The 14,638-nt window shown below is 60.3% G+C and carries 12 protein-coding genes; 3 read left to right on the forward strand and 9 right to left on the reverse strand.

All coding sequences use genetic code 11. From position 1 onward, the window contains the following. Positions 1 to 2: 2 nt before the first annotated feature. The 3 genes from mnmE to GMO_RS09175 form a co-directional block, all read right to left on the reverse strand. The gene (mnmE, locus tag GMO_RS09165; protein WP_008852098.1) at positions 3 to 1,298 is read right to left on the reverse strand and encodes a tRNA uridine-5-carboxymethylaminomethyl(34) synthesis GTPase MnmE; all 1,296 of its coding nucleotides are present in this window, start codon (positions 1,296 to 1,298) and stop codon (positions 3 to 5) included. Between the two features lie 116 nt (positions 1,299 to 1,414). After that, positions 1,415 to 2,854, reverse strand: a complete 1,440-nt coding sequence (locus GMO_RS09170) for a cytochrome c (protein ID WP_040508910.1) — start codon at positions 2,852 to 2,854, stop codon at positions 1,415 to 1,417. Positions 2,855 to 2,888: 34 nt separating this feature from the next. Then, on the reverse strand, positions 2,889 to 5,165 hold the full coding sequence (locus tag GMO_RS09175; protein WP_008852100.1) for a PQQ-dependent dehydrogenase, methanol/ethanol family: 2,277 nt from the start codon (positions 5,163 to 5,165) through the stop codon (positions 2,889 to 2,891). Between the two features lie 466 nt (positions 5,166 to 5,631). Here GMO_RS09175 and GMO_RS09180 point away from each other — a divergent pair, with 466 nt between their 5' ends. Beyond that, the gene (locus GMO_RS09180; RefSeq protein WP_040508914.1) at positions 5,632 to 6,078 is read left to right on the forward strand and encodes a methylated-DNA--[protein]-cysteine S-methyltransferase; all 447 of its coding nucleotides are present in this window, start codon (positions 5,632 to 5,634) and stop codon (positions 6,076 to 6,078) included. A gap of 83 nt (positions 6,079 to 6,161) precedes the next feature. On the opposite strand, the gene rho is transcribed toward GMO_RS09180, so the two are convergent. The 3 genes from rho to GMO_RS09195 all read right to left on the reverse strand — a co-directional run bounded on the left by rho (position 6,162) and on the right by GMO_RS09195 (position 9,890). Continuing rightward, positions 6,162 to 7,457, reverse strand: coding sequence for a transcription termination factor Rho (gene rho / locus GMO_RS09185; protein WP_040509009.1), 1,296 nt, complete (start codon positions 7,455 to 7,457; stop codon positions 6,162 to 6,164). A 257-nt stretch (positions 7,458 to 7,714) separates the two neighbouring features. Beyond that, positions 7,715 to 9,244 carry a GMC family oxidoreductase gene (locus GMO_RS09190; RefSeq protein WP_008852103.1) on the reverse strand — a complete coding sequence of 510 codons (1,530 nt, stop codon included), beginning with the start codon at positions 9,242 to 9,244 and terminating at the stop codon, positions 7,715 to 7,717. A gap of 13 nt (positions 9,245 to 9,257) precedes the next feature. Further along, positions 9,258 to 9,890 carry a gluconate 2-dehydrogenase subunit 3 family protein gene (locus tag GMO_RS09195; RefSeq protein ID WP_008852104.1) on the reverse strand — a complete coding sequence of 211 codons (633 nt, stop codon included), beginning with the start codon at positions 9,888 to 9,890 and terminating at the stop codon, positions 9,258 to 9,260. A 171-nt stretch (positions 9,891 to 10,061) separates the two neighbouring features. Here GMO_RS09195 and sucB point away from each other — a divergent pair, with 171 nt between their 5' ends. Together sucB and GMO_RS09205 are read left to right on the forward strand one after the other, a co-directional pair. Further along, positions 10,062 to 11,201, forward strand: a complete 1,140-nt coding sequence (sucB, locus tag GMO_RS09200; protein WP_008852105.1) for a dihydrolipoyllysine-residue succinyltransferase — start codon at positions 10,062 to 10,064, stop codon at positions 11,199 to 11,201. Between the two features lie 114 nt (positions 11,202 to 11,315). After that, the gene (locus GMO_RS09205; RefSeq protein ID WP_008852106.1) at positions 11,316 to 12,317 is read left to right on the forward strand and encodes a L,D-transpeptidase; all 1,002 of its coding nucleotides are present in this window, start codon (positions 11,316 to 11,318) and stop codon (positions 12,315 to 12,317) included. A 62-nt stretch (positions 12,318 to 12,379) separates the two neighbouring features. Here GMO_RS09205 and GMO_RS09210 read toward each other — a convergent pair whose 3' ends face one another. The 3 genes from GMO_RS09210 to GMO_RS09220 form a co-directional block, all read right to left on the reverse strand. Next, the gene (locus GMO_RS09210; RefSeq protein ID WP_008852107.1) at positions 12,380 to 12,781 is read right to left on the reverse strand and encodes a DUF3597 domain-containing protein; all 402 of its coding nucleotides are present in this window, start codon (positions 12,779 to 12,781) and stop codon (positions 12,380 to 12,382) included. Positions 12,782 to 12,844: 63 nt separating this feature from the next. Further along, entirely contained in the window at positions 12,845 to 14,140 is a 1,296-nt protein-coding gene (ahcY, locus tag GMO_RS09215; RefSeq protein WP_008852108.1) for an adenosylhomocysteinase, read from the reverse strand. Positions 14,141 to 14,230: 90 nt separating this feature from the next. Then, entirely contained in the window at positions 14,231 to 14,623 is a 393-nt protein-coding gene (locus tag GMO_RS09220) for a hypothetical protein (protein WP_050801453.1), read from the reverse strand. Positions 14,624 to 14,638 lie beyond the last annotated feature (15 nt).

Raw genomic sequence — 14,638 nt, forward strand, 5'->3', positions numbered from 1 at the left:
ATCTACTTCCCGATACAGAACTGCCCGAAGATAGCGTCGAGCAGGGATTCAACATCAACACGGCCTGTCAGACGGCCAAGAGCCTGCATGGACAGGCGGAGTTCCTCTCCCCTGAGTTCCGGCCACAGTGTGGTCCGCGCCTGATCCAGGTGGGCTGCAGCATCCTGAATGCCAGCCCGATGACGGGCCCGGGTCAGCGGTGGTGCGGCAGAGCCTGCCGTCAGGATTTTGACCTGCTCCGCCAGAAGCTGGCGTAGTGCGACAATCCCTTCGCCTGTCCGGGTGCTGATGCCTAGCATGTTCGGGGGGGCGGGTGCGATGTCGATTTTTGTCCTTACGGGAATTTCTCCTTCCTGAAGAGTTTCCACGCTTTCTTCCGGGCCGATGAGGTGCAGGACAATGTCGCTCTGTTTCACGTGAAACAGGGCGCGCCGGATGCCTTCTGCCTCGATCTCGTCTTCCGTTTCGCGCAGTCCCGCCGTATCCACCAGTCGCAGGCGAACCCCTTCCAGAACCCAGTCCACGGCAATGGCATCGCGCGTCGTTCCGGCCCGGTGGGTGACAATGGCGGCATCCGTTCCGGACAATACATTGAGAAGACTGGATTTCCCGACATTGGGAGAGCCTGCGATAACAACGGTCAGCCCCTGACGCATGAGTTCGCCACGATTGTCGTGCAGATGGGCATCCATTTCGTTTCTTAGGGCCGTTAACTCCGTCATTAGACCGTCTTCCACTTCGGCAGGAAGATCTTCATCCGGAAAATCGATCAGCGCTTCCTGATGGGCCAGAACGAGGCGCAGACGTTGTGCCCAGGAGTCGTAGAGGCGGCTCAGTGCGCCGTCTGCCTGACGGAGGGCCTGTTTACGCTGGCTTTCGGTTTCCGCGTCCACCAGATCGGCGATGGCTTCGGCCTGCAGCAGGTCCAGCCGGCCTTTCTGGACCGCGCGACGGGTGAACTCACCAGGTTCAGCAGGGCGTGCTCCGAGGTCCGTCAGGGCGTCCGCAACACGTGCGATAACGGCTGGTCCGGCATGCAGATGCAGTTCGAACCCATCTTCACCCGTATAGGAATTGGGCCCTGGCAGCCAGAGCACCATGGCCTGATCCAGAATTTCGTCATCGTGACGAAGTGTGCGGAGGCTGGCACGTCGTGGGGCTGGAAGACTGCCACAGAGGGCACCTAGGATCAGGGCGCTGCCCGATCCGCTGGCGCGCATGATGGCGATGGCTGCACGGCCTGCGCCGGTGGCGAGCGCGAAAATGACCTGTGGGGCCAGGAAAGCAGAAGGAATCATGGCCTCTCATGATAGTGCAGGAAAGCGTGTCGTGAAATCACCGTCTGCACATAAAGAAACCGGGCAGACCGTTTCCGATCCGCCCGGTTGTTCAGGCCAGTTGTCTCAGGAGAGACTTACTGTGCGTCGTCCACGCCCGTATGGGTCTGCGGAGAGAAGGTCCAGCCTGCGCCGTAAGGCTGCGGGTGGTAGGCCATCCAGCCCTGGCTGCTGGTGTTCCAGCCGGAGGTGGAGACCGGATTTCCCGTCGTGCGCAGCTTCTGGATGTCGGAAGCCGTCACCTTGCCCGGTGCGTTGTTGTTCCAGGCCTTGCGCATGAAGTTCACGACGTCTGCCATCTGCTGGTCAGACAGGTGATCTTTGAAGCCCGGCATGGCAACAGCGGATGGCGCGGAGTTGGTCGGAGGCAGGACACCACCGAATGCCACGACGTTCACGAGCGAGGTTGCATTGTCGGTGATGACAACCGGGTTGCCAGCCAGTGGCGGGAACATCCGGTTGACACCTGTACCATCATTCATGTGGCAGATGGCGCAGTTGTCGAGATAGACCTTTGCTCCCGGATTGCCCGGAGCACCCTTGGCGAGCAGGGCCGCCGTATCACCATTGTCGCCCGGTGCCAGGTTGTGGCCTTCGGTCACGGCCGGCAGGGTTTTCAGGTAATGGGCGGTGGCGCGCAGGTCGTCATCCGTCCAGTGCTGGGTGCTGTAGGCTACCACATCGGCCATTCCACCGAAGACGGCGGAATGATCGATACGGCCGCTCTTCAGGAACTGGTAGATGTCTTCTTCAGACCAGCGTCCCAGGCCCGTGTCGCTGTTGCTGCGCAGGCTCGGAGCGATCCAGTTGTCGATCGGTGCACCACCGGACAGGTAGACTTCGCCACCCTTGGCCGTCAGGGCCTTTTCCTGCATGCCGAAGCCACGCGGAGTGTGACACTCGCCACAGTGGCCCGGACCATTCACGAGGTATTCACCACGCGAAGCCAGCGGATCGCTGATGCTGGTGTCAGCACCGGGCGTTACGTTCGGAACGAACATGGCGCGCCACATGGCCAGCGGCCAGCGCATGGACATCGGCCAGGAAATGTCCGGAGCCTTGTCCGGACGGGGAACCGGCTTCACGCCATGCATGAAGTAGGCATACATGGCCCGGATGTCGTCGTCGGAAAGACGGGCAAATTCAGGATAGGGCATGGCCGGATAGACCGTTGCACCATCCTTGCGGATACCCTTGCGCAGGGCGACCGTGAATTCCTGCAGTGTGTATTTACCGATACCGTATTTCGGGTCCGGCGTAATGTTGGTCGAATAGATCGTGCCAATCGGGCTCTTGATTTCAAGGCCGCCCGCATAGGGCTGACCATGAAGAGCCGTATGGCAGGCGATGCAGTCTGAAAGACGTGCAACGTACTCACCACGTTTGATCAGGGCGTCGTCACCGTCCTGGGCATGGGCAGCGCCGAAAGACACTGCCATGAGGCCGATAGCGGCCGCGTATTTCCATCCCTGTTTCATCTCAGATACCAGCCTGTCGCGAATTGATGCCTTAGGCATGTCACGTGCCTCCTTTTACCGTAACGGTTGCCCGTTACGGATGGTCCGCAGTTGCAGGCTCAACCGGACCCTGGGGAACGTTGAGGAACTGGTCGGTCGGAACGCCTTCCGGATTCTGACGCGCCTGGACTTCGCCCTCGTAGGACTCGTTGGCACGCTTGACGAGGAAGTTGCGGATATCCTCGATCTGGTCAGGCGTCATGGAGGTGTCGAAGTTGTCCATGCCGTAAGCGGTCAGAGCACCCTTGCCCACGAGTTTGTAGAACTTCTCGTGACCACGGATCGCACCGGACCACCGCAGATCCGGCAGAACGCCACCGGAGATACCGTTGTCGCCATGGCAGGCCGCGCAATAGGTCTGGAACTGGAAGTAACCATCCTGAACGCGGGCTTCATCCCACTTTGCCGGCGGCTTCACAGGGACAAAGCCCTTCTCGTTCTTCGGCGGCAGCTTGTCGTCACCGTCAAGAGCGAAGGCAATGACGCGGGAGTGGTTGACGGTCCAGCCGGATGTCCGGGCCACACCACCAAGGAAGAACGGATAGATGCCGCCCCAGCCCACTTCAACCGCGACATACTGCTTGCCGTTGGCCGTATAGGTCACCGGAGGCGCGATGATGGCGCTCTGGGCGGGGAAGCTGAACAGATCCTTGCCGTTCGTGGCGTCATAGGCATGGAAGTCACCGTTGGCGAGGCCCTGGAACAGCAGGTCACCGCCCGTTGCCAGAATACCACCGTTCCACGGACCTTTATGGTCAACCGTGAATGCTGCCTGCTGCTTCTGCGGATCCCATGCGACTATCCAGCCCTTCAGGTCGTGAATGAACTTTTCCTTGTCGGCCTTGTGCTGCGGATCATCATCATCCAGCAGACCGATCTTGTTCATGTCCAGACCAAGGTTCCAGCTGTCATGATGAGCCTTGAAGCCACCCTTCTGCGGGTCATACACGAAGGGAACCTGCTGGGCCGGGATATAGACCAGCTTCGTCTTCGGGCTGTAGGCCATGGCGGCGAAGTTATGGCCACCAAGGTCACCCGGGATGCCGTACCAGGGCTTGCCGGTCAGGGTCCAGAGAGCGTCGGGCACGTAGTTCGGACGGCCCGTCACAGGGTCCAGACCCGTTGCCCAGTTCTCGTAGGTGTAGGGCTTGCCGGAGATGAACTTACCGGTCTTGGCATCGAGGATGTAGAAGAAGCCGTTCTTCGGAGCATGAACAATGACGTGGCGCTTCTCGCCGTTGACCATCAGGTCAAGCGTCATGATCTGCTGGACGGAGGTGTAATCCCACTCGTCCATCGGCGTTTCCTGGAAATGCCAGACATATTCGCCTGTTTCCGGTTTCAGCGCCACGATGCTGCCCAGGAAGAGATCCTTGCCCTTGCCTTCGGAGCGGAACTTGTAGTTCCACGGCGAGCCGTTACCGACAGCCAGATAGACGAGGTCCGTCACGGGGTCATAGACGAGGGAGTCCCAGACGGTGCCGCCACCGCCCTGCTGCTTCCATGCACCGTTCTTGCCCCAGGTCGGGAAAGCCTTGGACATCAGGATCTTGTCGGAGGCTGCGCCGTCCGGCTTGTTGTCAGGGTTCGGGACCGTGAAGAAGCGCCAGTCGAGCTTGCCTGTCTCGGCGTCATAGGCCGTGACGAAACCGCGGGCACCGAATTCCGCACCACCGTTACCGATCAGGACGCGGCCCTTGGCGATGCGCGGTGCGCCATCAACCGTGTAAGAGCGCTGATGGCCCAGCTGGGCTTCCTTGGGGATGGTGTACACGCTCCAGACCAGCTTGCCGGTCTTGGCGTCCAGGGCGATCAGACGGCCGTCGAACGTGCCGAAATAGACCTTGCCGTTCCAGTAGGCAGCACCGCGGTTGACGGTATCGCAGCAACCACGGTCGGCAATGTTGCCCGGAACTTTCGGGTCATAGTCCCAGAGCAGTTTGCCGGTCGCTGCATCGAGCGCCTTCATTTTGCTCCAGTTGGTGGTGGCATACATGACGCCATCAACGATCAGGGGCGTACCTTCCTGGCCACGGTTCGTGTCCAGGTCGTAATGCCAAGCCAGTTTCAGGTGGCCGACATTGCTCCGGTTGATCTGGTTGAGCGGGCTGAACCGCTGTTCGGAATAGGACCGACCATAAGACATCCAGTCACCCGGATGTCCGCCATGGTCGGCGCTGATAATTGCTGAGCCAGTATCTTCATCCTGCGCCAAGGCAACAGGGGCAGCTGCCGAAATTGCCAGAGCGGCGGCGCAGCTGAGAAGGCGCTTTTTTGTAACCTTGATCGGCGTCAGTAGACCAGAAGCCATGATCCAACTGTCCTTTTTGTAAAAGACTGTTTTCTGCTGCGATAATCAAGACTGGTTAAGTGCGGAAAGGATCGTCTCTAATTGAGAGCCTTTCGCAAAAACTTAAGTCGTCTCGAACACCGACAACACGAGAACTTACTGTGCCTATTTTATTGCTTACGGAAAACCGGGCTTCTGACGTTTCCGTGAGGATTATGGAAACTATTGAAGCCAACGAATGAGAATGCTTCGATTTGAATAGTTGCGCAGGCGTTCCGGAAAATGAATGGGCGGAAATTTGCTACAGAAAATGGCAGTTTCCCAACACATTACAGAATATTTCCGCAAATCGTATAAAACTGGTTCCATATGTTTTTTCGGTATATCGCAATTCTATTATATGCACTGAATGCATAGCTCTGGCGGCGCCAATTCTCCCTGAAAAGCATGATTGACGCCATTTTGGGTGTCAGGCACCGTGACCGGCATGCCACAGATCTCATGTCACTCCCCTCTCGGCGCCCTTACCATCAGTGAGGAGGACGGCAGAATTGTCGCTCTCGACTGGGGATGGGGACGCGACCAAGTGGAGTCTCCCCTTCTCGTGAAGGCGAAAGACATTCTGGAACGCTATTTTGACGGGAAAGAAGTCGATTCCGCGGAGCTCTTCTATGCCCCGTTCGGGACTCCATACCAGCAGCGGGTCTGGCAGGAACTTCTGCGGATTCCCTACGGAGAGACCCGGACCTATGCCCAGATAGCGGCTCTTGCGGGCGGGTCCGCACGATCCGTGGGAGGTGCGGTTGGCGCCAACCCTGTGCCGATCCTGATTCCCTGTCACAGGGTAGTCGGATCGCATGGTCTGGGAGGGTATTCCGGGGTGGGGGGACTGGAGGACAAGCGGATGCTTCTCACCCTTGAACGGTGTGTGTGAAACGCGCGTCAGGCGCGGCATGAAAGACACAAAAAAGGGGAGCCAAAGCTCCCCTTTCCTGTCTGTGACGCACAGATTACGGATCAGTTATTCATGGCTTCGAAGAAGTCATGGTTGGACTTGCTGTACTTCAGCTTGTCCAGCAGGAAGTCCATGGCGTCCATCGTTCCCATCGGCGCCAGGATACGACGCAATACCCACATCTTGGACAGTTCGGCGCGATCCACGAGGAGTTCTTCCTTGCGGGTACCGGACTTGGTGATGTCGATGGCGGGGAAGGTCCGCTTGTCGGCCAGCTTGCGGTCGAGGATCAGCTCGGCGTTGCCTGTGCCCTTGAACTCTTCGAAGATGACTTCATCCATGCGCGAACCGGTGTCGATCAGGGCGGTGGCAATGATGGTCAGGGAGCCACCTTCCTCGATGTTACGGGCTGCACCGAAGAAGCGTTTTGGCCGCTGGAGTGCATTGGCATCCACACCACCCGTCAGCACCTTGCCCGAGGAGGGGACGACGGTGTTGTAGGCACGGGCGAGGCGAGTGATGGAATCCAGAAGGATAACCACGTCGCGCTTGTGTTCGACGAGACGCTTGGCTTTCTCCAGAACCATTTCCGTCACCTGGACGTGGCGGGTCGCGGGTTCATCGAAGGTAGAGGAAATGACCTCACCGCGAACGGAACGCGCCATGTCCGTTACTTCTTCCGGGCGTTCGTCGATCAGCAGGACGATCAGGAACACTTCCGGATGGTTGGCGGAGATGGAAGACGCAATGCTCTGGAGCATGACGGTCTTGCCGGTCCGGGGAGGGGCCACGATCAGGGCGCGCTGTCCCATGCCGATCGGGGTAACGAGATCGATCACGCGGGGTGTGTAGTCGCGCTGATCCTTCTTGCCCTTGCCGCGGCTCTCGACCGGTGCGGTCTCTGCCTGTTCGACTTCCATTTTCAGGCGGCGCTCGGGGTAGAGCGGCGTCAGGTTATCGAAGTTGATGCGGGTCCGGACGGTGTCCGGGCTCTCGAAGTTGATGGTGTCGACCTTCAGGAGCGAGAAGTAGCGCTCGCCGTCGCGCGGGGCGCGGATCTGGCCTTCCACCGTATCGCCGGGGCGCAGGCCAAAGCGGCGCACCTGGGTAGGGGAAATGTAGATGTCGTCCGGTCCGGGAAGGTAATTGGCTTCCGCGCTGCGGAGGAAGCCGAAGCCGTCGGGCAGGATTTCCAGCGTTCCGTCGCCGTAGATCGCCTGATCGCGCTCGGCAAGGGTCTTGAGGATGGCGAACATGATGTCCTGCTTGCGCATGGACGAAGCGTTTTCGATCTCCAGCTCTTCTGCATAAGCCAGCAGATCGGCGGGAGATTTCTTCTTCAGTTCGGCGAGATGCATGAAAGACGCGCCTTGATGTGCCTGATGGCAGACCTGATTGGGGAGGATGCGCCAGCCTGACGCTGGGACCGCGAAGCGGAAGCTCTGGATGTCCGGACCTGCCATGCGGCGAGGGGGCCGACACCTGAAGCGTGCGTCATCCGGTTGGAAAAGGAGACCGGGAGGCAGGAACGCCGCCGGTATGTCTCCGTCCGATTACCGGAGCGCGCGAGGCGGTGTCAAGAAGAGACCACCTCGCGTTGACACTTTGATTTATGTCAGTTTTTCAGCATGGCGTCTGCAGTTCGCAGGGACAGCGCCATGATGGCGAGTGCCGGGTTGGCAGCGGCGGCGCTCGGGAAGATGGAATGGTCGCAGATCCAGAGATTATCGATGTCGAAGCTGCGGCCGACGGAATTGACGACGGCGCTGTCGCCATCGGTTCCCATCCGGCAGGTGCCGATCATATGCGCAGCCCGGTCAATGACGCGGATATCCTGTGCGCCTACGGCATTCCAGAGACGGGCCAGAAGATTCGCGGCATGGGCGTGGATGGCGAGTTCGTTCGGTCCGTAGGAATGGGAAATCAGGGGTTTCGGGACGCCGAGGGCATCCGTTTCGTCTGACAGCGTGACGCGGTTTTCCGGCCGCGGCAGACATTCACCGTTGATCCCGATGCCCGCACTCCGGTTGTACATTGCAAGGGACTGCGTGAGATCGTGTCCACGTCTTGTTGTGCTGCGGGCCAGGTTTAAGGCCCAGGTCAGTGGCATCATGCCGAGGGACTGGATCAGGTATCCACCGACGAAGTCCGCGTCTTTAGGGCGGACCATGTCTTCCGTGATGGTGAGGGAGGGATAGCCCCGGTTCGGACGCATGTCCTCGTCGAAGACGCCCCAGACCTGTGTGGAGACATGGGTCATATAGTTTTCTCCCACCTGTCCGGAACTGTTGGCCAGGCCAGTGTGGAGCAGGAGGCGGGGAGTTTCTACTGCACCGGCTGCGAGAACAACGGTTTCGCATCGCTGCCGGTGATCCTGACCATCTCTGTGGTAAATGACGGCCGTGATGCGTCCGGTTCCATCCCGCTCAAGGCCATGCACGACACAGCCGGGACGGAGTTCGGCCCCATGGGCCACTGCCATGGGGAGCCAGGTGTTGTCCGCGCCGGATTTGGCGCCGTTACGGCAGCCCTGATGGCAGGCTCCGCAGTTCACGCAGCCAGCGCGCTCGCCGAACCAGGGTTGTTCCGTGTTCCGTGTGATGAGAGCGGCGGGACCGTCAGCGTGCTTCAGGCTGAGTGCGTCGCAGCCTTCGCGCATCTTCAGGGCAGCTGAATTGGCTGGCGGAGGCGGGTAGGCGTAGCGACGGTTGGCATCCCATGGATAGGAGGCGGGACCGGAGACGCCGATGAAGGATTCCACGCGTTCGATATAGGGCAGCAGTTCGTCCAGACCGAAGGGCCAGTCCACGCCCTTGCCGGTCTCAGTGTGCAGGTGGAAGTCCCGTGCATCCATGCGAGGCATGAAGGCGCCATAGTGGAGCAGGGAACCGCCCAGTCCGGTGCCGCTGTTATTGCCGCCGAAAGCCTGCGGGTGCGTACCAGTGGAAAGCCGTTCGTTCAGCCAGTACAGTTCGCGCGCCGTGATTTCGTCCGGTGTATGGTTTCTGGCGGAGAAGGCCGGGCCGGCTTCGAGGACGACCACGCTCTTGCCGTGCCGTGCCAGTTCGGCGGCAAGGGGGGCGCCACCCGCGCCACTGCCGACCACGACGACATCGACGGTTTCCGTGTCAGAATAGGTTTTCATTGTGGTGTCCGGTTCAGTCCTGAAAAACGGGCGCGGTAGGGGAGGGTTCGAAATCCTCCCGGCTGTCCGGACTGACCGAATGGAAGCCCTGGATGATGTCGTCTCCACCCGTCAGATTTGCGGAAATGCCCAGGGCGGCCTGTACGGTGGGATCGGAGAGAAAACATTCGACCACATCAGCGCGGAGGTCACCGCTCCAGCGTTGCATCTGCGCCGGGGTCAGCCGTCCTTTCGCTTGCAGGCCAATGGTCCCGGCCAGTAGGTCATCGAGCAACTCTCCCCGCAGGTCTGCGGCCAGATGGAGTACCCGCATGCCATGGCGCCTGACACTGACATCATCCAGTGTCAGGAGAGCCGCTTCCCAGGCCTGTGCGTCGGGCGGAAGCTCGGCGAAGCGCCAGCCGTCACGCGGACCGGCCAGGGCGCGGTCAATCCGGACCGCGAGGTTGAGCGGATGACCGGGCAGGACGCTGTCCTGTGGCAGGAGAACGGGGATCAGGGCGTCCAGAACGGCGAAAGCTGACAGGGAAAGAACTTCCGGTCTGGACAGGGTTTCCTGTTCCATCCGGCTCAGGAGAATATTACGGGTGCGGTGGGAAATGTGGTCTGACGTCAGAAAGGCGGGGGATTCTGGAGGCGTGGTCATGGACGGTTCCTGTCTCTATAGAATTCTAAAGTCCTGATCAGGAGAAGGTTCCCGCCTCCCGCTGGCGGGAAGGATGCATTATCATGGTCTGGATGAACCCGTGCCGGCCCACCGGCCCAGAAGACGAAGAGACTTCCCCGGACAGGGGCGGATTGCAAGTGAGGTAGAACGATGGCTGTCGAGATTCGGGTCCCTGCACTGGGCGAAAGCCTGACGACTGCAACTGTCGCGCGGTGGGTGAAGCACGAGGGCGATTACGTCCGGCATGATGACGTGATTGTGGAGCTTGAGACGGACAAGGTCAGCGTCGAGGTGACGGCACCGTCTTCTGGGCGGCTGGAGCACTGTCTCCCTGTTGGAACAGAAGTGGAGATCGGTGGCCTTCTGGGAGACGTGGACGAGACGGCTGAAGCGCCCCCGAGCCCGGAACCGGCGGCTCCCGAACCTCAATCGGATGGTTCGTCCGCATCCGAGGCTGCGCCCGAACCGGCGCGCGAAGCTCCGAAAGCGGCTCCTGCTCCGAGTCAGGCTCCGATCCCGCCCTCTGCTGCGCCGGTGTCCAGGCCTGTTCCGCCCCGTTCTCCGGCTTCGCCACCTACGGGCACGGACCAGCGCGAGCGGCGTGTTCCCATGTCACGGTTGCGGCAGACCATTGCGCGGAATCTCAAGTCCGCGCAGAACACGGCCGCCATCCTGACGACGTTCAACGAAATCGACATGTCCGCTGCACGAGCGCTGCGCGCGCAGTACCGGGATGAGTTCGAAAAGAAGCATGATGGCGTCCGTCTGGGGTTCATGTCCTTTTTTGCCCGTGCCGTGGTAGGGGCGCTGAAGGATTATCCAGCCATCAATGCCCAGATCGAGGGCGATGAAGTCGTCTATCGTGATTTCGTCAATCTGGGCATTGCCGTCGGGACGGAACGCGGTCTGGTTGTGCCGGTCATTCATGACGCGGACCAGATGAGCTTTGCCGAACTGGAACGCCGGATCGCCGATTATGGCAAGCGCGCGCGGGCCGGTGCGCTCAAGCTGGAGGAACTGTCACACGGGACGTTCTCCATCACCAATGGCGGGATTTTCGGTTCGCTGCTGTCCACGCCGATCCTGAACACGCCGCAGTCGGGTATTCTGGGAATGCATGCCATTCAGGACCGTCCGGTTGCGCGGGACGGGCAGGTGGTTATCCGGCCCATGATGTATGTGGCGCTGTCTTATGATCACCGGATCGTGGACGGGCGGGAAGCCGTGAGTTTCCTGGTGCGTGTCAAACAGCTTGTCGAAGATCCGCGGCGGCTGCTGCTGGATCTGTGACACCTTTCATGTGGAGGCGGGATGTTATCGGGCATCCAGCCTTCATCGAACGCCGGACAGATCTGCTGTGCCCTCGCGTTCTTTCAACAAACTGAACCCGAGGGTGGTGTCCTGATGCTGAATTCTGTTTCCCGGGTGGTTCGCGCAACGGCTCTTCTGTGTGTTTCGACAGTTCTGTCAGGCGGATTCCTGTCGCTTTCCGCCTGTGCCCGCTCTACCAGCATCACGCCTACCGCGCCGTCACAGGCCATAATGCCGGCGGCGCCTGAGGGAACTGTCCCGCCGCCCGCCAGCAATCCGCCGACAGACACGACGACGGCCCCACCGCCGGTCGATATTCCGCCGCTTCCTGTCGTCAGCGACCAGCAGGCGCGGGAGGAGGCTTCACGACTGGCGCTGGCCATGAAGAAGAGCGTCAAGCGGTTTTCCACCTATACACCGGAGCGTCGGGCTGCATTTCTAACCATGGCGCAGGCTGCCGTCCAACAGTCCGGCCTGCCCGTAACCCGGCCGCAGCTTGTCATGGTGGTGGATCGCAACGAGCGGGTTCAGCGGCTTGATTTCGTGCTGGCGCTGCCGGATGCGCATTGGGAATCCCTTGGTGGAACACCGGTCTCCACCGGGACGACGGGGCGCAAATATTATTACATCACACCTACAGGCGTTTTTCAGAACACGACGGACCGCCTTGGCTATCGCGCCGAAGGGACGAAAAACAAATACGGTATCCGCGGGATCGGTGCGAAGGGTTCGCGCGTGTGGGATATGGGATGGCAGACAGCGACCAAAGGCTGGCTTCCCCGGCAGGAGACCGGACAGATCCGTCTGGAGATCCACGCGACCGATCCGCAGTTCTTGGAATGGCGGCTGGGGCACCCCGCTTCGGAAGGATGCATCCGTATTCCCGCGACCATGAACAGGTTCATGGATCATTACGGGCTGATTGATGTGCAGTATGAACAGGCGGCAAGTTATGATCCACGCTTTCAGGCACTGCTTCCCAAGGATCGTCAGCCGACACCGATCGCCGGGGACATGGTGATCGTTATTGATTCCGGCCCGCTGACGCAGCCGAAGATCGATCCGCTGGCGGACAAGCGTCCTTTGCCCTGGTAAAAAAAGCCCGGCTGTTTCCAGCCGGGCTTTTTTTACGGGTCGAGACAGACCTGAGCGCGCGTTCAGTGCGTCCAGTCAGCCGGGACCTTGCCACCATTCTTGGCCAACTCGGCATAGACCTGCTTGATGAGCCAGACGTTCATCGTGGCGGTATCATCCGTGCTGCCCGTGTAGTGCAGTTCGCCAGCCAGTTCCTTGCGGGCCTGGAGAGAACTATCGAGACCGAGCAGCTTGAGGAGATCCACGATGGAGGTCTTGTAGTTCAGCGGCTGCCCGGCTTTGGACGCTAGGTCCGACAGGACGGCATCCACATCCACGGGCGCGGACGGCGTCGCGGGAGCGGCGGCTCCCGGCGCTCCGGCTGCGGCCTGTGCGTTGGCTGTAGCGGCCGTTGCGCCCGAAGCCGGTGTAGCAGCTTCGGCATGTCCGAAAATCTTGGACATGATGCTGGTGAAAAGACCCATGGGGAAACTCCTGTCAGTCAGTGATGTGGAGGCAGAACGTCCGTCCTGCCTGTCCTGTTCCGATCAGTAGCGATATTCTTCGTGCTTGAAGGGACCATGGACCGGCACGCCGATATAGTCCGCCTGCTTCTTGCTCATCTCGGAAAGCGCTGCGCCAACCTTGGCGAGATGCAGGGCGGCGACCTTTTCGTCCAGCTTCTTCGGAAGGGTGTAAACCTTGACTTCATACTGGCCCGGCTTAGCCGTCCACAATTCGATCTGGGCCAGCGTCTGGTTCGTGAAGGAGGCGGACATCACGAAGGACGGATGGCCCGTGGCGTTACCGAGGTTCACCAGACGGCCTTCGGAAAGGAGAATGATGCGGTGGTTCGGCGCCAGTTCGATCTCGTCAACCTGCGGCTTGATGTTGTTCCAGCGATAGTTGCGCAGGGCTTCGACTTGGATTTCGCTGTCGAAGTGGCCGATGTTGCAGACGATCGCACGGTCCTTCATTTCGCGCATGTGATCGATCGTGATGATGTCCACGTTGCCCGTGCAGGTGACGAAAATATCGCCACGCGGGGCTGCGTTTTCCATCGTCACGACTTCATAGCCTTCCATGGCGGCCTGAAGCGCGCAGATCGGATCGACTTCGGTCACGAGGACACGGCAGCCCGCATTGCGCAGAGACGCGGCGGACCCCTTGCCTACGTCACCGTAACCGGCGACGACGGCCACCTTGCCGGCCATCATGACGTCTGTACCACGGCGGATGGCGTCCACTAGGCTTTCACGGCAGCCATAAAGATTGTCGAACTTGGATTTCGTGACGCTGTCGTTCACGTTGATGGCGGGAACCTTCAGCGTGCCTGCTTTCTGCATCTGCCACAGACGGTGAACACCGGTCGTTGTTTCCTCGGACAGGCCGCGGACTTCATTCAGGAGTTCCGGGAACTTGTCGTGCATCATGACGGTCAGGTCACCACCGTCATCGAGGATCATGTTCGGTGTCCAGCCGTCCGGTCCCTTGATCGTCTGCTCGATGCACCAGTTGAACTCGTCTTCCGTCAGGCCCTTCCAGGCGAAGACGGGAATACCGGCTGCAGCGATGGCGGCAGCGGCGTGATCCTGCGTGGAGAAGATATTGCAGGACGACCAGCGGACAGTCGCGCCAAGGGCGATCAGTGTCTCGATCAGAACGGCGGTCTGGATGGTCATGTGCAGGCAGCCGGCAATGCGGGCACCCTTGAGCGGCTGTGCGTCCCTGTACTCTTCGCGGAGAGCCATCAGGCCTGGCATTTCACCTTCCGCGATGGAGATTTCCTTGCGGCCCCAGTCCGCCAGGGAGATGTCGCGTACCTTGTAATCCTGCGTCGTCATAATAAGGCCCTTACTGCCCGTCTTGGATGGCAGCAGGTATAGAGCCTTGCCGGAGCTGCGGAAAGTGCGGCTCCGGTGCAGGGCGGGGTTTTATTGTGGCGAGCCGTCCGAAGACGTGCTGTCCGGGCTTGTATGCTTCATGCCGCGATGCTTGTGACCGCTTCGGTGATGGCTCGTCCCGACGTTTTTGACGTTGGACTGGTCGGATGGCACGCTGCCTGTCTGGGATGTAGACTGCATGTGACCGGGCGAGGTCGGCGGTGGCTGATCAGGCTGTTCGGCGACCGTATGCGGGTTCGTGGGCAGACGGTTGTTGGGCTGATCGATGTCCGAATGGGCTGCCTTACTGGCGGCGGAAGCAGCGGACTGCGGCTGATCGTTGCTGGGGACGCTGACGGCCTGCGCCCGGGCCTGAGGTGCGAGGGCCGGAGCGACCATCAGCAGGCTGGCGGCAAGCAGGGATGTTTTGAAATGGATGGACATGACTGTTCCTTCCTT

It is taken from the genome of Gluconobacter morbifer G707 (assembly GCF_000234355.1).
Classification (GTDB): Bacteria; Pseudomonadota; Alphaproteobacteria; order Acetobacterales; family Acetobacteraceae; genus Gluconobacter; species Gluconobacter morbifer.

Coding starts and splice junctions, on each gene's coding strand:
- mnmE (WP_008852098.1), bottom strand. CDS start 1,298: ATGATTCCTTCTGCTTTCCTGGCCCCACAGGTCATTTTCGCGCTCGCC.
- GMO_RS09170 (WP_040508910.1), bottom strand. CDS start 2,854: ATGCCTAAGGCATCAATTCGCGACAGGCTGGTATCTGAGATGAAACAG.
- GMO_RS09175 (WP_008852100.1), bottom strand. CDS start 5,165: ATGGCTTCTGGTCTACTGACGCCGATCAAGGTTACAAAAAAGCGCCTT.
- GMO_RS09180 (WP_040508914.1), top strand. CDS start 5,632: ATGCCACAGATCTCATGTCACTCCCCTCTCGGCGCCCTTACCATCAGT.
- rho (WP_040509009.1), bottom strand. CDS start 7,457: ATGCATCTCGCCGAACTGAAGAAGAAATCTCCCGCCGATCTGCTGGCT.
- GMO_RS09190 (WP_008852103.1), bottom strand. CDS start 9,244: ATGAAAACCTATTCTGACACGGAAACCGTCGATGTCGTCGTGGTCGGC.
- GMO_RS09195 (WP_008852104.1), bottom strand. CDS start 9,890: ATGACCACGCCTCCAGAATCCCCCGCCTTTCTGACGTCAGACCACATT.
- sucB (WP_008852105.1), top strand. CDS start 10,062: ATGGCTGTCGAGATTCGGGTCCCTGCACTGGGCGAAAGCCTGACGACT.
- GMO_RS09205 (WP_008852106.1), top strand. CDS start 11,316: ATGCTGAATTCTGTTTCCCGGGTGGTTCGCGCAACGGCTCTTCTGTGT.
- GMO_RS09210 (WP_008852107.1), bottom strand. CDS start 12,781: ATGGGTCTTTTCACCAGCATCATGTCCAAGATTTTCGGACATGCCGAA.
- ahcY (WP_008852108.1), bottom strand. CDS start 14,140: ATGACGACGCAGGATTACAAGGTACGCGACATCTCCCTGGCGGACTGG.
- GMO_RS09220 (WP_050801453.1), bottom strand. CDS start 14,623: ATGTCCATCCATTTCAAAACATCCCTGCTTGCCGCCAGCCTGCTGATG.